The following is a 14,389-nucleotide window of genomic DNA, read 5'->3' as shown; positions in this document are numbered from 1 at the left end:
GGAAAGCCTCCCGCGCTGCGCCGCCATGACGACCCGCCGGAAACCGCCGGCTTAGACGGCCTCAGAGCTTCAATTCCATCATCGCCAGATCGAGCCAGCGCCCGAACTTGATGCCGACCTCCTGGTGGATGCCGACCAGGCGGAAGCCGAGGCGCTCGTGCAGCGCGATCGACGGCTGGTTCTTGGCCTCGATCGCGGCAATCATCACATGCTTGTCGTTGCCGCGCGCATGGTCGATCAGCGCCTGCATCAACAGCCTGCCGATGCCCGCGCCGCGGCAATCCTTGTCGACATAGACGGAATGCTCGACCGTATGGCGATAGCCGTCGAAGGCGCGCCAGTCGCCATAGGAGGCATAGCCCGCCACCGTGCCGGCGCGCTCCGCCACCAGCACCGGAAAGCCCTTGGCGCGGCGCAGTTCCAGCCAGGCGCGGCGGTTGTCGACGTCGATCAGCACCTCGTTCCAGATCGCTGTCGTATGCTCGACGGCGTGGTTGTAGATGTCGCGGATCGCGGCGAGGTCGGCCTCGGTCGCGTCGCGGATCAGAATCGGTTGCGTCATGGTCAACTGTCCAATATAGTAAACTCTATGTCGAACATATCAGACAATCTCGATCACTGTCTAGGGGAGAGAATCCGTGCGGAGCGGCTGGCGCGCGGCTGGTCGCTCTCCGAGCTCGCCGAACGCGCCGACGTCTCCCGGGCGATGATCCACAAGGTGGAGCGCGGCGAGAGCAGCCCGACGGCCGCCCTTCTCGGCAAGCTCGCCGGCGCGCTGTCGCTCAGCGTTTCGACGCTCGTCGCCCGGGCGGAAGCCTCCGGACGGCGCCTGCTGCGGCGCGGCGAGCAGCCGGTCTGGACCGATCCGGCGACCGGCTACCGGCGACGCCATGTCTCGCCCATCATCGACCTGCCGCTCGAGATCGTCGAGGTCGAGCTGCCGCCGGGGGCGGAGGTGCCCTATGGCGCGGCCGCCTTCGCCTTCCTGCGCCAGCTCGTCTGGGTGATCGAGGGCGCCCTCACCTTCGTCGAGGGCGAGACCATCCATCAGCTCGCCGACGGCGACTGCCTGGCGCTGGGGCCGCCGACCGACTGCTGTTTCAGGAACGAGAGCGACAGGCCCTGCCGCTATGCGGTGGTGCTCGCAAAGGCCGGCTGAGGCCGCGTCCCGGGAAAGGCGCCGTTCAGTGGCCGATGGCGGTGACGACGGCGGAATAGTGTACGGCGGCAGCGGTGACGACGAAGCCGTGCCAGATGGCGTTCTGGAAACGCAGGCGTTCCCAGACATGAAAGACCACGCCGGCCGAATAGATGCAGCCACCGACGATGATCAGAAGCAATGTAATGCTCGGCAGGGTCTGCGAGATCGGCCCGAGCGCCAGCGCGCCGCTCCAGCCCATGGCGAGATAGAGCAGGATGGCCAGCCGGTCGTAGCGGCCGGGATAGCGGCATTTGAGCGTGATGCCGACGGCGGCGGTGACCCAGATGCCGATCAGAAGCGCCAAGATCGTCCAGTCATGCGCGCCCTTGACCAGGAAGGGCGTGTAGGTGGCGGCGATCAGCACGAAGATCGCCGAATGGTCGAAGCGGCGCAGGATCCACTTGGTGCGCGAATGCGGCCACATATTGTAGGTGAACGAGACGGCCAGCGCGATGACGAGGCCGAGGCCGTAGATCCAGGCGGCGGCCATTTCGGCATAGCTCGTCCAGACGGTGGCATAGAAGATCAGCGCGGTGGCGCCGATCAGCGCGAAGACCACGCCGATGCCGTGGACGATGCCATCGGCCACCAGTTCATGGAAATCATAGGGCCGCCCGAAGCGGAACTGGTCGGTCATGTCGGTCGAAAACCCCTGGAAGACGATCGTCGCGGCGATCCTGCACATCATGTGTAAATTTGCCGTCATCTTCAAGGGTGGGCGTGGCGATTGTAGGGCGGCGGCGCCTGACTTGCACGCCTGTCTTGCGCGCTTGCCGCGCGCGGTTGTCTTGCACGGTTGTCTTGCACGCCGGGCGGCCTTCGCCTAGCATCGCGCCCATTGCCGGCCATTGCTGTTTGCCCCCAAGGAATTTTCCGATGCGCTTTACCGTGCTTGCCACCTTCACCGCGCTGATCGCCTATATCTGGTTTCTCCTCAAAGTCGCCCGCGCCCGCCAGCAATTCGGCGTCCAGGCACCGAAGACCACCGGCAATGCCGATTTCGAGCGGATCTTTCGGGTGCAGCAGAATACCGTCGAGCAACTGGTGCTGTTCCTGCCCTCGCTCTGGCTGTTCGGGTTTTACGTCTCCGACGCCATCGCCGGCCTGCTCGGCCTCGGCTGGACGGCATCCCGCGTGCTCTACGCCTCGGAATATTATGCCGACGCCAAGAAGCGCGGGCCAGGGGCCGCGCTGACCTTTCTCATCGGCATCGTGCTGCTGGTGGGGGGCACGATCGGGGCGTTGTTGAAAATGGGGTGAGTGATGAGCGACGAGACCTTTGCAGGCATTTGGGACGCCATCGAAGACCGTCCGGCCGATGCGGAGACCATGAGGCTTCGCGCCTCCCTGATGATGGCGCTGGACCGGCAAATCCGAACCAAGGGCTGGACCCAGGCCGAGGCCGCGCGCCGGCTCGGCGTCACCCAACCGCGCATTTCCGACCTCTTACGCGGCAAGATCACCCTGTTTTCCATCGACACGCTTGTCGGCATGCTGACGGAGGCGGGGTTGCGCGTGGAGATGCGGATTGGGGAGGCGGCCTGAGGATGTGGGTGGTAAAGGCCAGGGAGGCCGTTTCTGGCTGCTATGGGGCCGATACTGGACTGACCCGGTTCCGGCGTCCACCATCGACGGGAATTGCTGAAGCGTTGGTGAGGCGTTGGTGAGGCGGTGAACGCCGCACCACCGCTTGTGCTCACTTGGCGATGGGCTTTGTCGAGCGGACCAGTGTGTGGGTCGCTTCGCCGCCGATTGCAACGCAATCGTCGGCGGACTGAGCCAGAACAACAATGGTCTTTACCTTGCAAACGGTGCCGCCGGCGACGTCTTCAGTGCCCAACCAGGCGTCGGTAATCCACTCTCCGGTGTGGGCAAATGCCGAGGCCGCAGAGGCGGTCAAAAATAGTCCGATCAGAATGGTCTTCATTTCATTTTCTCCTTGGTTTGAAGGTTATAGCTGCCCATTGCGGTCAGTCATGCAGGACTATCCGGGTCAGCAGAGCTTCAGGATCATGCGTCGTCGGCTGCTGCGCGCACGACAGCGGATCCATTCCCGCCTGCTCAAGCGCCGATTTCTGAAGATCGCAGATAGGGATCGCCGCAGTATGTGTTCGCGATGCAGCAAGGTCTGCGGCTTGTTGAAATGTGCCGCGGCCGTCAGCAATCGACTGCGCCAACTGCTGGGAATAAAGGGCGACCGATCGGTCCGCGGTGAAATTGGCAAACTGGGAGGCCGCGGCGGAGACGATGACCGCTTCCGCGCGGTTCGCGTTGTTCTGCGGATGAGCTTCGATGAACAAGGGCGTGACGGCGTCGGAGTCGCAGGCGTCGAGAATGAAGATCACTTCGCCGGCCGCCAAGGCGTGCACCCAGCCGGCGAAATCGCTGGCCATGATCCAGTCTCCCTCAGCGACAGCAAACGGTATCGCGGCCGGCTTTTCCTTCGTCCACAACACGAACACGTCGTTGTCAGGCCCCGCCTCTGCGGTTGGTTCGAGAGCGCCGGCGTGCATGTTTGCATAGATAATCAGCCGGTCGTTGGCGCCAAGGCCGCTCAAGCCCGCAAAAGCCGCCTTCAGACCTTCGGTCGTGGCCGCGGCATTCACAAGGGTGGTCACATTCCTGTCGTCTATGTCGAGACGCTCGGCCAAGGCCGCCTCGATGGCATCCACGCTGCGGCGGCATGCCTGTGTATCCAGCCGTTTCCACGGAGGGCAAATGCCGATCGCCATCAGATGCGTCGTCTTGGTATCTATACCTTCGGCCCGCACCCCAGTCATCGGAATGACTGCTACGGCCGCGCCGACAATTAGGCCGAATACCGCTGCCAATCGAGGGTTCATACCTGAAAAAAGCATTTAAAACATTCTATTTTCTTGCGAATTTCCACATGAACCCTGCGCCGAAAATACTAACAAATCGATTTGCGTCGATTTTTGCCGCTGACCTTTTTTGACGGAGAGAACTCAGGGTGGGGTCGGTGAGCATCGGCCGTTCGATCTCGCCCTAGATCCCTTTCTGATGTTCTCGCCTGATCCCGAACTTCGAGCTGCGCTTAGCTTGGGAACTTATCGAGGCCACCAACCGGATGCTGGAGGCGGCGGCCTGGGGACGGTGTCCGGTTTTGGCGGCCAACCTCAATGGCTGGTAATGACCGACTTGAAGGCGCAAACCAGTCTTTGCCTTCCTCTCGTCATCCGCCTGCCGACACACAATGCCTTCCTCCCACCTATCCGAACAGCCCCTGCCAATCCTGCCGGCCGTGGAGGACGCGCACGATCAGAATGTCGCCATCCCGAACGAGATAGGCGATCAGATGTGCGTGATAGGGATACAGCCGCATCGGCGGGTTCAATTCGCGGCGTTCGCGCGCCATCTGCGGATTTTCGGCAAGCAGTTCAAAACTGTCGAACAACTCATCGACGTATCGCTCGGACTGCGCCACGCCGAACTGCTGTGCACCGAGAACATAGATCTCGATGATGTCGCGATCGGCCTCGACGGTCGTGCGATAGGTCATCGCCGGGTGGCGGCAAGCCGTTCGCGGGCGGCTTGAAGAATGTCGTCCTTCGAGCGGTCGCTGACGCCGCTGTCGAGCCCCTCGGTGACAAGGCCTTGCAGTTGCGCCAGCGAGTCGGCGCGCTCCTGGTCACGGCGGATCAGGGCACGCACATAGTCGCTGGCATTGCTGTAGCGCCCCGTCCGGGTTTGCGCGTCCACCCATTCCTTCATCGGATCGGGCAGGGAAACATTCATCGTCGCCATATCGGTCACCTCGCCGGGATGAAAATGGCATAATTTGGCAAAGTTTGCCAAATTAATTTGAAGGTGGCGACTGCCCCTCATCCGCCTGCCGACACCTTCTCCCCGTGAACGGGGAGAAGGGCGACGGGGTTGTCGCCCTGCCCGGCCCCTGGCTTTGGCGCCGGGTGTTGGTCGTTCGAAGCGGCCATCGGATCGTTTCGTCGGCTGCGCCGACCATGCCTCACCCCCGTGAGAGGGGAGAGGAAGAGCAGTCAGGTCTTCCGATACCGCCGCGCCTGGTAGACCACGCTGCCGCCCGTGAGCGCCTTGTAGAGCACCGAGCCCTTGGAGCCGGAGAATTCGGTCATGAAGCGGCGCAGCAGGAAGGCCTTGCCGATGCGGGCCTGTTTGCGGGCTTCGGCCGCGTTGAGGGCGGCGACGACGTTTTCGGAAATATTGCGCTTGTCGATGAGTTCCAGGCCGGGAGCGGCGAGTTGTTCGTCAAGGGCCGCTAGCTGGCTCTTCGGGCGCATGTCGGCGAAGGTGAAGATGCCGCCGGGTTTCAGCACCCGGGCGACCTCGCGGGCAAAGGCCGGTACGTCGCCATAGCAATGCGACGATTCGATGTTGACGACGATGTCGAAGGCGGCGTCGGGAAAAGGCAGGTTCTCGGCGTCGCCCTGGACGAAGGAAAGCGCCGGCGTATCGGCATTGAGCTTCTGCGCCCGGCGCACGGTTTCCGGCGAATAGTCGAGGCCGGTGACGGCAGCGGGGGCGTGATAGCGGGCGATGTAGCGCGAGCCGCCGCCGCGGCCGGAGCCGACCTCCAGCACGCGGGCGCCCTCGACGGCAAGGCCCTCGACCGCCTGCTGGTAGAGGCCGATGAAGGCGCGCTCGGCCTCGTCCTCGGCTTTCAGCGCAAAGGGCGCGCCGCTCGGCACGTAGCCGTAGTTCATGAAGCGCCAGTCCTTGTCGCCCCAGAAGCGCGACAGCATGTTGTAGATGCGCCGCCAGACCCATTTCTGGGTGCGCGGAAACTTGCCGAGGGTGGCAACGTCGAGGACGTTGGAAAACAGGCGGCTGCTCATCGGGGCTCTTTCACTCGGCGGCCGGGGCGGCCGCGGGGGCGGACTTGGCGGCCTCCAGCGCCATGAATTCATCGTAGAGCCAGGCGCGGCCCTTGTGGATCAGGTCGTGATCGTCCTTGTTCACCGGGTTGAAGCCCGGCAGGTAATATTTCAGCACCAGCGGCGCGCATTTGCGCCAGTAGCCGGGATTGCCGAACAGCACCCAGACGAGGCGCGCCCAGAAGCGCGGGCCGGTCTTGACGCCGTCGGTCCGGGCAAAGCGCATCAGGTTGGCGAGCACGATCTTGAGGAAGGTCCAGGCCACCGCGTTGAACGCCATGGTGCGCAGCATGTAGCGCTTGAAGGGGGAATATTTCGGCGTCGCCGCAGCGAAGACGTCGAGCGCCACCGCCTTGTGTTCCAGCTCCTCCAGCGCATGCCACATCCACAGGCGGCGATAGGCCGGCGAGGCATCGTCGAGAAATTGCGGATTGCGCAGCGTCACCGACGACAGCGTCGCCGTCAGGTGCTCGATGGCGCAGGTGACGGCCAGGCGGAAGATCGGGATCTTGTCGGAGCGCAGCGTCTTGATCACCGGCGCTTCCATGGCCTCGACGTCATAGCCGAGCTTGGCGAGCGCCCGGTTGTAGTCCTCGTGCTCGCGGGTGTGAAAAGCCTCCTGCACCGAATAGCCGTTGATCTCGGCGGCGAGATGCTTGTCCTTCAGCTTCGGCGCGTAATATTTCAGCGAGCGGATGAAATAGCGCTCGCCTTCCGGCAGGAAGATGGACAGGCCGTCGATCAGGGCCGTCTTGTGGAAATCGCCGCCGAGCCAGTGGCGGGTCGGGTTGTCCAGGATGCCGAAACGGATGTCGCGGGGAATGATCTCCTCGTCGTCGGAACCGGGGGCTGCATCCTTCCACCGCGCCGTCTGGCCGGCCGCATCTGCAATCGCCATGTGTCGCACTCCGCCTTGGTGCGCCGCAATGTTGCAGCGCGATCCGTATGGGATGATGTTTAGCCAATTCCGTGCGGCGGGGCAATCGGGCGGAACAATATCGCCCGCCGCCGAAGCCCCGTCAGCGCGCCAAAAGCAGGACGGCGGCCACCGCGATGACGGCCCAGGTGGCGAGCATGGCCGGCGCTCGCAGCGCATATTGCCGGACCGACCCCTCCAGCGCGGTCATGCCGAAGGGATGGGCGAGACGGGCAGCGACCAGCACGGCCAGCAGCGCCTGAACGGTCGTGCCGCCCACGCCCGCCATTTCGGCAAGGCCGATCAGCAGCAGCGCGAAGGGCACGTATTCGGCGAAGTTGGCGTGGGCGCGGATGCGGCGATTGAGCGCGACGTGGCCTCCGTCGCCGTGGTGTACCCGCATCTTCGCCCGCCCCATGGAGACCCAGAGCGACAGGGCGACGAAGATCAGGGCGAGGATCGCCGCATACTGCATCGTGTGGACAGGTAGAACCATGCGTCTTTTCCCCTTGGCAAAGGTTCAGCGGCCGGGTGCGGCGATGTAGAAGGGTTCGCCGGTCTCGGCCAGCGTCTTCAGACGCGACAGTGCTTCCGGCCAGCCGCCGCCGACCGCGCGGCTGGTCGCCGTATCGCCGCCGAAATCGTCGTGGGTGAGGATCAGCTTGCAGGCGCCCTCGCCGACCGGCTCCAGGCTCCAGGTGACGCGCGAGGCCGGATCGACGGCGACATCGGGCGACCACTGCGCGCTGAAGGAATGGACGAAACGATGCGGAGGCTCGATCTCCAGCACTTTGCCGACGATCATCGGCGTGTCGCCGACGAAGAAGGTGATCGCCCCGTCCTTCCGCCATTCGGTGCGCGACGTCATGTTGAAATGCTGCCAGAGCGGCGTCTTCTCGTCGTCGGTGAGGATCGCCCAGACCGCGTCGGGCGTGGCGCGGATATAGGTTTCCCAGACATGTTTCGGCGCGGCATTGCTCATCTTGTCGTTCCTTCCTTCGGCGACGCTTGCAAGATCGCTCAGCGTGCGGGCGAAGGGGGCGGCAAAGCGCGAGATCCACCGGTCCGCCACGTCCTGCAGGGGCAGCGGATTGAGATAATGCAGCTTTTCCCGTCCGACCTTGCGGGTCACGATGAGATGGGCGCCTTCCAGCACGCCGAGATGCTTCATCACGCCGAAGCGGGTCACCGGCTGATCGCGCTCAAGCTCGCTCAGCGTCTGGCCGTCGCGTTGCCGCAGCCGGTCCAGGATTCCGCGTCGAATGGGATGCGCCAGGGCATCGAAGATGTCGTCCATGGCCGGAGAATACGTGACTTTTTTGTCACGTGTCAATAGGGTCACCTATTTATGCGGCGCGCCGGAGTCCGGGCAGCAAAAAGCCCCCTCTCCGCATCAGGAAAGGGGGCCAAGACCTGTGTGGCGGACGGTCAGAGACCGGTGGCGCATTCCTGGCAGAGCGGGGCGTAGGGCACGGCCGCAAGCCGCGCCTCGGAGATCGGCTCGCCGCATTTGGCGCAGGTGCCGTAGGTGCCCTTGGTGATGCGGTCGAGGGCGGCGTCGATCGCCTTCAGCTCCTTCTCGCCGACTTCGCCCAGTTCGTCGAGCACCTCGTCGTTTTCGGCCTCGGTCGCCTGCTCCTCGCTGTCGGCGTTGCGGCCGGTGGCGATGTCGGCATTGATCTTGTGCAGCCGGGCGAAAAGCTCGCGCTGGCGATCCCTGAGGATCTGCTCGTATTTTTCAGTGTTCATCCGGGGTGTATCCTCGTTGTTTCTTCTGTTTGAGCCTGGAGTGTGGTCCGCGCCGGCTCACCGGTCAACGAGAACCGAGCACTTGGCATGGCGCACGACGCGATCGGCGGTGGCGCCGATCAGGTAGTTGCCGAGGTCGGGAACGTGCGAGGCGACCAGGATGAGGTCGGCGCCGTGCTCGTTGGCGGCGGCGAGGATTTCGCGGGCCGGCGCGCCGGTACGCAACTCGACGCGGGCGGCAATGCCGGTCTTTTCCTTGAGCTCGACCAGCTTGGCCTTGCCGTCCTTGATCGCGTCCTCGACGACGTTCACCGGCAGTTCGATGGTGATGTAGCCGGGCATGTCCTCAATCACCGTCATCAGGATGATCTCGCCGCCGGCATCGAGAAGCTGGGCGGCCTTGCGCAGGATCTTCTCGCCCTTGTCGAGCGCGGCGCAATCGACCGGAACCACGATTTTCTTGTACATCTTGCTCTCCTTGTGACGCGGTCTCTGCGGACCCGCCTCCCTAATCCATGGCCTCACAATCGATCCTCGGCGGACGCCCTGCATTGATCAGGATCAATTTTTGCGGCGCCGACCGTCAACATTCAGCGAACGATACATCTCCAAGATCCGATCTTTCGTGAACGATGCGAACGGCGCATATTCTGGCCCTGAAGACAGAAAACCACAAGGACCGACGATGACCCGGATCAGCCGCCGCACCATGCTCGCGCTTGGCGCCAGCCTCGCCGCCGGCGCGACACCGGCCCGCTCGGCCACAGGAGCCCATGCGATGAATTCCACCGGCAAGACAGACACGGCGCAGAGCTTTGCGCTGACCCGGCCGATCCATGTCGGCACCGCCCATCTGGTGGTCTCCGACATCGACCGGGTGCGGCAGTTCTACGAGACCATGCTCGGCCTGAAAGTGATCGAGCAGGGCATGAGCGGCGTGGTGCTGGGGGCCGGCGCCCGCCCGCTTCTGACGCTGACGACCCGCGCCGATGTGCGGCCGGCGCCGCGCAATGCCGCCGGCCTGTTCCACACCGCCTTCCTGATGCCCGACCGCACAGAGCTCGGCCACTGGCTGGCGCATGCCGTGGCGCAGGGCGTGCGGCTCGACGGCGCCTCCGACCATCTGGTGTCCGAGGCGATCTACCTGAGCGACCCGGAAGGCAACGGCATCGAGGTCTACCGCGACCGCGCGCCGGAAGACTGGGATTTCCGCGCCGACGGCACGGTGGAGATGGCAACGCTCGGCCTCGACCTGCAGGGCCTCTACGACAGCGCACCGAAGACCGCCTGGGCCGGCATGAGCGACAAGGCGGCGATCGGCCACATGCATCTGCAGGTCGGCAATATCCCGGAAGCCGACCGCTTCTACGAAGGCGTGCTCGGCCTCAAGAAGATGGCGACCTATCCGGGCGCCAGCTTCTTCGGCGCCGGCACCTATCACCACCACATCGCCGCCAACATCTGGAACAGCCGCGGCGCCACGGCCCGCCAAGGGGCAATGTCGGGCCTCTCCGACTATTCGCTGACCTTCAACGACCAGACGGCCCTCGACACGGCGCTGACCACGCTGGAGAGCCTGGAGATCCCGGTCACCCGCACGGCGGAAGGCCATGCGCTGAAGGACCCCTGGGGCATCGGGCTCACGCTCAAGGCGGCGTGAGGGCGGCCGAGACCGAGACATATTCGCTGGGCGGGCAGCCGACTCGCCGGCTGAAGGCGGTGCTGAACGCGCTGGCCGACCTGTAGCCGACCGCCTCGGCGATTTCGTCCAGCGAACCGCCGCGGCGCAGGAGAGTGTCCTTGGCCAGCGCCATGCGCCAGTTCAGCAGATATTCGACCGGCGCGACACCGACGGCCTCGCAGAAACGCCGCGCGAAGACCGAGCGCGACATGCCGACGCGGCGGGCAAGTTCGCCGACCGTCCAGCCGCGGGCGACGTCGGCATGGATGTGACCGAGCGCCTGGGCGAGCTGCGGATGGGCCAGGCCGCCGAGCAGACCGACCGGCGGCGACCAGGCCGCCGCCGCGCGTCGCAGGATCTCGATCAGCATCACCTCGATGAGACGGCAGAGGATCGCATCGCGACCCGGCCGGCCATCGGCCGCCTCTTCGCGCACGATGGCGACGAGCGTGTGCAGCCGGGAGGCTGCCTGCTCGGTGGCCCTGACGCAGACCAGGCGCGGAAGCAGGCCGATGAGCAGGTCGGCATTGGCCGGGTCGCAGCGGATGAGGCCGCCGAGGATGCGGGTCTGCGGGGCAAGGCCCGGATCGCCGACCCGCACTTCGCCATCCACCCAATGGGCCGCCTTGAAGGCATCGTCCGACAGTTCCGTCCTGACGCCCGGCGCACTGACGAACGAGTCCTCGCGCGGCCGGGCCGAGAGAACGTAGTCGCCGGCGCCAAGCTCGAGCGGGCCGCCCTCCTCCGCCTGGAACCAGCAGCGGCCTTCGGTGACGAGGTAGAAGGTCGGGCCCGGCTGCTCGGGCACGCGCACGCCCCAGCGTCCGGCGCCGGCCATGCCGCCGAGCAGCACGGTCTCCGGGCGCAGCAGGCCTATGACATCGGTCAACGCATCCATCGGGACGATCCATAATGATATTCGGACTTGGCATTATAGAAAGCGGCAATTGGACGAAGTAGTCAAGCCTGGCAACCAAAAAGGAGCCAAGCACATGACCAAGACCAAGACCATTCTCATTACCGGCTGCTCGTCGGGCCTCGGCAAGATCACCGCCCGGCATTTTGCCGCAAACGGCTGGAGCGTGATTGCCACCATGCGCAAGCCGGACGGCGCGCTGGCGGGCGAATATCCCGAGCGGATCCTGGAAGCCGCCCTCGACGTCGCCGACCCTGCCAGCATCGAGGCGGCGATCCAGGCCGGCGTGGACCGTTTCGGCGGGCTTGACGCCGTCGTCAACAATGCCGGCATCACCATGGTGTCGGTCTTCGAGGCGACGCCGGACGAAGCGATCCACCGCATCTTCGAGACCAATGTCTTCGGCACGATGAACGTGATCCGCCAGGCCCTGCCGCATCTGCGCCGGCGCGGCGGCGGTACGATCGTCAATGTGAGCTCCGGCGTGGGCATCGCCGCAGTACCGCTGCTGTCGATCTATGTCGCCTCGAAACAGGCCGTGGAAGGCCTGACGGAATCGCTGTCCTACGAGCTGGAATCGCAGAATGTGCGCGTCAAGCTGATCGAGCCCGGGGCGATGCTGGCCACCAACTTCGTCGGCACCGGCATGGCGGCATCGCAGGCGGCGCCCGTACCGGCCGGCTACCAGGCCTATTTCGACCACGCCCTGCAGTCGATGGTCGACTATCCCTTCCCCTCGACCGCGGAGCAGTCGGTGGTCGAGGCGATCTTCGACGCAGCCAAGGATGAGTCGGATCGCCTGCGCTACGTGGTCGGGCCGGACGTGGAGGAATATGCCCGGCTGCGCTGGTCGACCTCGGAAGAGCAGTATCTGGCGGGCATGCGGGCGCTGACGGGCCAGACAGCATGGCGCGGGAAGGCATGAGGCCGGGGCTCGAAACGGCCCCGGGCCGCCGCCGGGCTGCCCTCACTCAGCCTGCGGCGATCAGGTGGTCGATGAGGGCGCGCAGTCGCGGCAGCCGGCGCATGTCGCGGTGGTAGCCGAGCCAGGTGTCGCGGCCGGGCGGCGGCGAAGGCAGGGCAACGCGGCGGATGCCGGGCGTGCTGTCGCCGAGCGGCACCGGCAGGACCGCCATGCCCGCCCCGCCGGCGCAGAGGCGCGCCTGCACGTCCCGGCTGTTGCTGCGCAGGGCGACGACGGCATGGGGGAAGGTTTCGCGGAGCCAGGAGACATCCGGCATGTCGCCGAAGACCTCGTCCATCGTCACGAGGCTCAACCCCTCCCCGTCGCCGACGCACGGATCAGGAGAGTGCTGCGGCACATAGAGCGCATAATCGACATGCATGAACTTGCGGGAGACGACGTCCACCTCGGTGAAGGGGCGGATGCGGAAGACGAGATCGGCCTCGCGCCGCGACAGGTTCAGCAGGCGGGAATCCGTCAGCAGTTCGACCACCACCTTGGGATGCCGCAGCGAGAAGCCGGCGAGCAGCGGCGAAAGGACATGGACACCGAACCAGTCCGAGCTGGAGATCCGGACCAGCCCGTCGAGCTCCTTCGCGCTGCCGGCGAGGCCGCGTTCGACGGCGATCGTCTCCTCCTCCATGCGTTCGGCATGGGAAAGAAGCAGCCGGCCCTCGTCGGTCAGCACGAAGCCGTCGGCGGTTCTCTGGAACAGCACCGTGCCGAGCGCGCCTTCCAGCGCCTTCAGCCGCCGGCCCATGGTCGGCTGCGTCAGCCCGAGCCGGCGGGCGCCGGCGCCGAGCGTGCCGGCCCGGGCGATGGCAAGGAAAATGCGAAAGTCGCTCCATTCCGGCGTCATGAGGCCCCCATACAAGACTGCATGGAGATCATGCCACCTCTATGATTTCCATTCAATCCACTCAGGCGCACTCTTTGCCCATCGCAAATCCAAAGGAGTGATGGCAATGACCCAGATGAAAGCCCTTGTTCTCGAAACCCATGGCGCGCCCTTCCGCCTGACCGAAGTCGCCCGGCCGGTGGCCGCGGAAGGTCAGGTGCTCGTGCGCATCCGGGCCAGCGGCGTGAACCCGCTCGACACGAAGATCCGCGCAGGCCAGGCGGCGCATGCCCGCCAGCCGTTGCCGGCCATCCTCGGCATCGACCTGGCCGGCACGGTGGAGGAAATCGGCCCGGGCGTCACCGGCTTTCGCCGCGGCGACGAGGTCTATGGCATGACCGGCGGGGTCGGCGGCAACCAGGGATCGCTGGCCCAATATGCCGCCGTCGACGCCCGGCTTCTGGCCGTGAAGCCCGCGACGCTCAGCCTGCGCGAGGCCGCCGCGCTTCCGCTGGCCTTCATCACCGCCTGGGAAGGCCTGGTCGACCGCGTCGGCGTCAAGGCCGGCCAGACGGTACTCGTGCTCGGAGCGGGCGGCGGGGTCGGCCACATCGCCGTGCAGATCGCCCGGGCTTTTGGCGCCACCGTCTACGGCGTCGATACCGCCGGCAAGGCCGATGACATCAGAAGCCTCGGCGCGGTGCCGATCGACTATGCCTCCGAAGAGGTCGAGGCCTATGTGGCGAAACACACCGGCGGACAGGGTTTCGACGTCGTCTACGACACGGTCGGCGGCGCCTCGCTCGACGCCGCGTTCAGGGCCGCCAAGCGCTTCGGCCATGTGGTGAGCAGCCTCGGCTGGGGCACGCATGCGCTGGCGCCGCTGTCCTTCAAGGCGGCGACCTATTCCGGCGTGTTCACGCTCCTGCCGCTTTTGACCGGCGAAGGCCGCGACCATCACGGTGCAATCCTGCGGGAAGCGACCGGGCTCGCCGAGGCAGGCAAGCTGTTGCCGAAGCTCGATCAAAGGACGTTCGACCTGTCGACCGCCGCCGAGGCGCACGATCTGATCGAGACCCGCGGCGCGGAAGGAAAGCTGGTGATCGACGTGGATTGACGACGGCCGGGGATGCCGGCTTCTTGCCCGGCATCCCCGATCCCTACTGACGGACGGGCTTGTGGAGCCGTCGAGGCACCATGGACGCAGCCCCCCCCGATGGAACACTCCGCCCCGTGCCGCGTTGTGGCGCAGA

Annotated in this window: 20 protein-coding genes; 6 read left to right on the top strand and 14 right to left on the bottom strand. The window is 65.4% G+C overall.

Annotation, left to right across the window (positions count from 1 at the left end; genetic code table 11):
• Positions 1–61: 61 nt before the first annotated feature.
• Positions 62–562, bottom strand: coding sequence for a GNAT family N-acetyltransferase (locus tag L867_RS0119105; protein ID WP_028738359.1), 501 nt, complete (start codon positions 560–562; stop codon positions 62–64).
• A 27-nt stretch (positions 563–589) separates the two neighbouring features.
• Here L867_RS0119105 and L867_RS0119100 point away from each other — a divergent pair, with 27 nt between their 5' ends.
• Complete coding sequence (locus tag L867_RS0119100) at positions 590–1,159, top strand: helix-turn-helix domain-containing protein (RefSeq protein WP_028738358.1); 570 nt, start codon at positions 590–592, stop codon at positions 1,157–1,159.
• A 25-nt stretch (positions 1,160–1,184) separates the two neighbouring features.
• On the opposite strand, the gene trhA is transcribed toward L867_RS0119100, so the two are convergent.
• Positions 1,185–1,838, bottom strand: a complete 654-nt coding sequence (gene trhA / locus L867_RS0119095) for a PAQR family membrane homeostasis protein TrhA (protein WP_028738357.1) — start codon at positions 1,836–1,838, stop codon at positions 1,185–1,187.
• Positions 1,839–2,077: 239 nt separating this feature from the next.
• Between trhA and L867_RS0119090 the strand changes: the two genes are divergently transcribed.
• Positions 2,078–2,461, top strand: coding sequence for an MAPEG family protein (locus tag L867_RS0119090; RefSeq protein WP_028738356.1), 384 nt, complete (start codon positions 2,078–2,080; stop codon positions 2,459–2,461).
• 3 nt (positions 2,462–2,464) lie between these two features.
• Positions 2,465–2,746: a helix-turn-helix domain-containing protein gene (locus tag L867_RS0119085; RefSeq protein ID WP_028738355.1), complete on the top strand. Its 282-nt coding sequence runs from the start codon at positions 2,465–2,467 to the stop codon at positions 2,744–2,746.
• A gap of 151 nt (positions 2,747–2,897) precedes the next feature.
• On the opposite strand, the gene L867_RS0119080 is transcribed toward L867_RS0119085, so the two are convergent.
• From L867_RS0119080 to L867_RS0119035, 10 genes are all read right to left on the bottom strand, one after another.
• Positions 2,898–3,128, bottom strand: coding sequence for a hypothetical protein (locus tag L867_RS0119080; RefSeq protein ID WP_028738354.1), 231 nt, complete (start codon positions 3,126–3,128; stop codon positions 2,898–2,900).
• A gap of 43 nt (positions 3,129–3,171) precedes the next feature.
• Positions 3,172–4,032: a hypothetical protein gene (locus L867_RS0119075; RefSeq protein ID WP_146086596.1), complete on the bottom strand. Its 861-nt coding sequence runs from the start codon at positions 4,030–4,032 to the stop codon at positions 3,172–3,174.
• A 398-nt stretch (positions 4,033–4,430) separates the two neighbouring features.
• Positions 4,431–4,721, bottom strand: coding sequence for a type II toxin-antitoxin system RelE/ParE family toxin (locus L867_RS0119070; protein ID WP_028738352.1), 291 nt, complete (start codon positions 4,719–4,721; stop codon positions 4,431–4,433).
• Positions 4,718–4,966, bottom strand: coding sequence for a type II toxin-antitoxin system ParD family antitoxin (locus tag L867_RS0119065; RefSeq protein WP_028738351.1), 249 nt, complete (start codon positions 4,964–4,966; stop codon positions 4,718–4,720). The genes L867_RS0119070 and L867_RS0119065 overlap by 4 nt, the downstream gene beginning before the upstream one ends.
• 251 nt (positions 4,967–5,217) lie before the next feature.
• Entirely contained in the window at positions 5,218–6,033 is an 816-nt protein-coding gene (locus L867_RS0119060; RefSeq protein ID WP_028738350.1) for a class I SAM-dependent methyltransferase, read from the bottom strand.
• Between the two features lie 10 nt (positions 6,034–6,043).
• Positions 6,044–6,970 (bottom strand): metal-dependent hydrolase, encoded by a 927-nt coding sequence (locus L867_RS25770; protein ID WP_051439095.1) that lies wholly within the window; start codon positions 6,968–6,970, stop codon positions 6,044–6,046.
• A 121-nt stretch (positions 6,971–7,091) separates the two neighbouring features.
• The gene (locus L867_RS0119050; protein WP_028738349.1) at positions 7,092–7,484 is read right to left on the bottom strand and encodes an MAPEG family protein; all 393 of its coding nucleotides are present in this window, start codon (positions 7,482–7,484) and stop codon (positions 7,092–7,094) included.
• Between the two features lie 24 nt (positions 7,485–7,508).
• Positions 7,509–8,321, bottom strand: coding sequence for an ArsR/SmtB family transcription factor (locus L867_RS0119045; RefSeq protein WP_232363971.1), 813 nt, complete (start codon positions 8,319–8,321; stop codon positions 7,509–7,511).
• Between the two features lie 95 nt (positions 8,322–8,416).
• Complete coding sequence (locus L867_RS0119040; RefSeq protein ID WP_028738347.1) at positions 8,417–8,737, bottom strand: TraR/DksA family transcriptional regulator; 321 nt, start codon at positions 8,735–8,737, stop codon at positions 8,417–8,419.
• A gap of 57 nt (positions 8,738–8,794) precedes the next feature.
• Entirely contained in the window at positions 8,795–9,205 is a 411-nt protein-coding gene (locus L867_RS0119035; protein ID WP_028738346.1) for a universal stress protein, read from the bottom strand.
• 226 nt (positions 9,206–9,431) lie between these two features.
• On the opposite strand from L867_RS0119035, the gene L867_RS0119030 reads away from it, so the two are divergent.
• Positions 9,432–10,397, top strand: a complete 966-nt coding sequence (locus tag L867_RS0119030) for a VOC family protein (RefSeq protein ID WP_408605996.1) — start codon at positions 9,432–9,434, stop codon at positions 10,395–10,397.
• Here L867_RS0119030 and L867_RS25765 read toward each other — a convergent pair.
• Positions 10,384–11,316, bottom strand: a complete 933-nt coding sequence (locus L867_RS25765) for an AraC family transcriptional regulator (protein ID WP_037173905.1) — start codon at positions 11,314–11,316, stop codon at positions 10,384–10,386. The genes L867_RS0119030 and L867_RS25765 overlap by 14 nt on opposite strands.
• A 94-nt stretch (positions 11,317–11,410) precedes the next feature.
• Between L867_RS25765 and L867_RS0119020 the strand changes: the two genes are divergently transcribed.
• Positions 11,411–12,259 (top strand): SDR family oxidoreductase, encoded by an 849-nt coding sequence (locus L867_RS0119020; protein WP_028738344.1) that lies wholly within the window; start codon positions 11,411–11,413, stop codon positions 12,257–12,259.
• A gap of 46 nt (positions 12,260–12,305) precedes the next feature.
• On the opposite strand, the gene L867_RS0119015 is transcribed toward L867_RS0119020, so the two are convergent.
• Positions 12,306–13,157 (bottom strand): LysR family transcriptional regulator, encoded by an 852-nt coding sequence (locus L867_RS0119015; RefSeq protein ID WP_037173903.1) that lies wholly within the window; start codon positions 13,155–13,157, stop codon positions 12,306–12,308.
• 106 nt (positions 13,158–13,263) lie between these two features.
• On the opposite strand from L867_RS0119015, the gene L867_RS0119010 reads away from it, so the two are divergent.
• A complete protein-coding gene (locus tag L867_RS0119010) occupies positions 13,264–14,253 on the top strand; it encodes a zinc-dependent alcohol dehydrogenase family protein (RefSeq protein ID WP_028738342.1) in 990 nt (329 codons plus the stop codon).
• Positions 14,254–14,389 lie beyond the last annotated feature (136 nt).

Source organism: Paenirhizobium selenitireducens ATCC BAA-1503, from assembly GCF_000518785.1.
Taxonomy (GTDB): Bacteria; Pseudomonadota; Alphaproteobacteria; order Rhizobiales; family Rhizobiaceae; genus Allorhizobium; species Allorhizobium selenitireducens.
The sequence above is the reverse complement of the archived record's forward strand: the minus strand, read 5'-3'. Positions and strand labels throughout refer to the sequence as shown.

Bases quoted from the DNA above. Each gene is read 5' to 3' on its own strand.
- L867_RS0119105 (WP_028738359.1), bottom strand. From the start codon at position 562: ATGACGCAACCGATTCTGATCCGCGACGCGACCGAGGCCGACCTCGCC.
- L867_RS0119100 (WP_028738358.1), top strand. From the start codon at position 590: ATGTCGAACATATCAGACAATCTCGATCACTGTCTAGGGGAGAGAATC.
- trhA (WP_028738357.1), bottom strand. From the start codon at position 1,838: ATGACCGACCAGTTCCGCTTCGGGCGGCCCTATGATTTCCATGAACTG.
- L867_RS0119090 (WP_028738356.1), top strand. From the start codon at position 2,078: ATGCGCTTTACCGTGCTTGCCACCTTCACCGCGCTGATCGCCTATATC.
- L867_RS0119085 (WP_028738355.1), top strand. From the start codon at position 2,465: ATGAGCGACGAGACCTTTGCAGGCATTTGGGACGCCATCGAAGACCGT.
- L867_RS0119080 (WP_028738354.1), bottom strand. From the start codon at position 3,128: ATGAAGACCATTCTGATCGGACTATTTTTGACCGCCTCTGCGGCCTCG.
- L867_RS0119070 (WP_028738352.1), bottom strand. From the start codon at position 4,721: ATGACCTATCGCACGACCGTCGAGGCCGATCGCGACATCATCGAGATC.
- L867_RS0119065 (WP_028738351.1), bottom strand. From the start codon at position 4,966: ATGGCGACGATGAATGTTTCCCTGCCCGATCCGATGAAGGAATGGGTG.
- L867_RS0119060 (WP_028738350.1), bottom strand. From the start codon at position 6,033: ATGAGCAGCCGCCTGTTTTCCAACGTCCTCGACGTTGCCACCCTCGGC.
- L867_RS25770 (WP_051439095.1), bottom strand. From the start codon at position 6,970: ATGGCGATTGCAGATGCGGCCGGCCAGACGGCGCGGTGGAAGGATGCA.
- L867_RS0119050 (WP_028738349.1), bottom strand. From the start codon at position 7,484: ATGGTTCTACCTGTCCACACGATGCAGTATGCGGCGATCCTCGCCCTG.
- L867_RS0119040 (WP_028738347.1), bottom strand. From the start codon at position 8,737: ATGAACACTGAAAAATACGAGCAGATCCTCAGGGATCGCCAGCGCGAG.
- L867_RS0119035 (WP_028738346.1), bottom strand. From the start codon at position 9,205: ATGTACAAGAAAATCGTGGTTCCGGTCGATTGCGCCGCGCTCGACAAG.
- L867_RS25765 (WP_037173905.1), bottom strand. From the start codon at position 11,316: ATGGATGCGTTGACCGATGTCATAGGCCTGCTGCGCCCGGAGACCGTG.
- L867_RS0119020 (WP_028738344.1), top strand. From the start codon at position 11,411: ATGACCAAGACCAAGACCATTCTCATTACCGGCTGCTCGTCGGGCCTC.
- L867_RS0119015 (WP_037173903.1), bottom strand. From the start codon at position 13,157: ATGACGCCGGAATGGAGCGACTTTCGCATTTTCCTTGCCATCGCCCGG.
- L867_RS0119010 (WP_028738342.1), top strand. From the start codon at position 13,264: ATGACCCAGATGAAAGCCCTTGTTCTCGAAACCCATGGCGCGCCCTTC.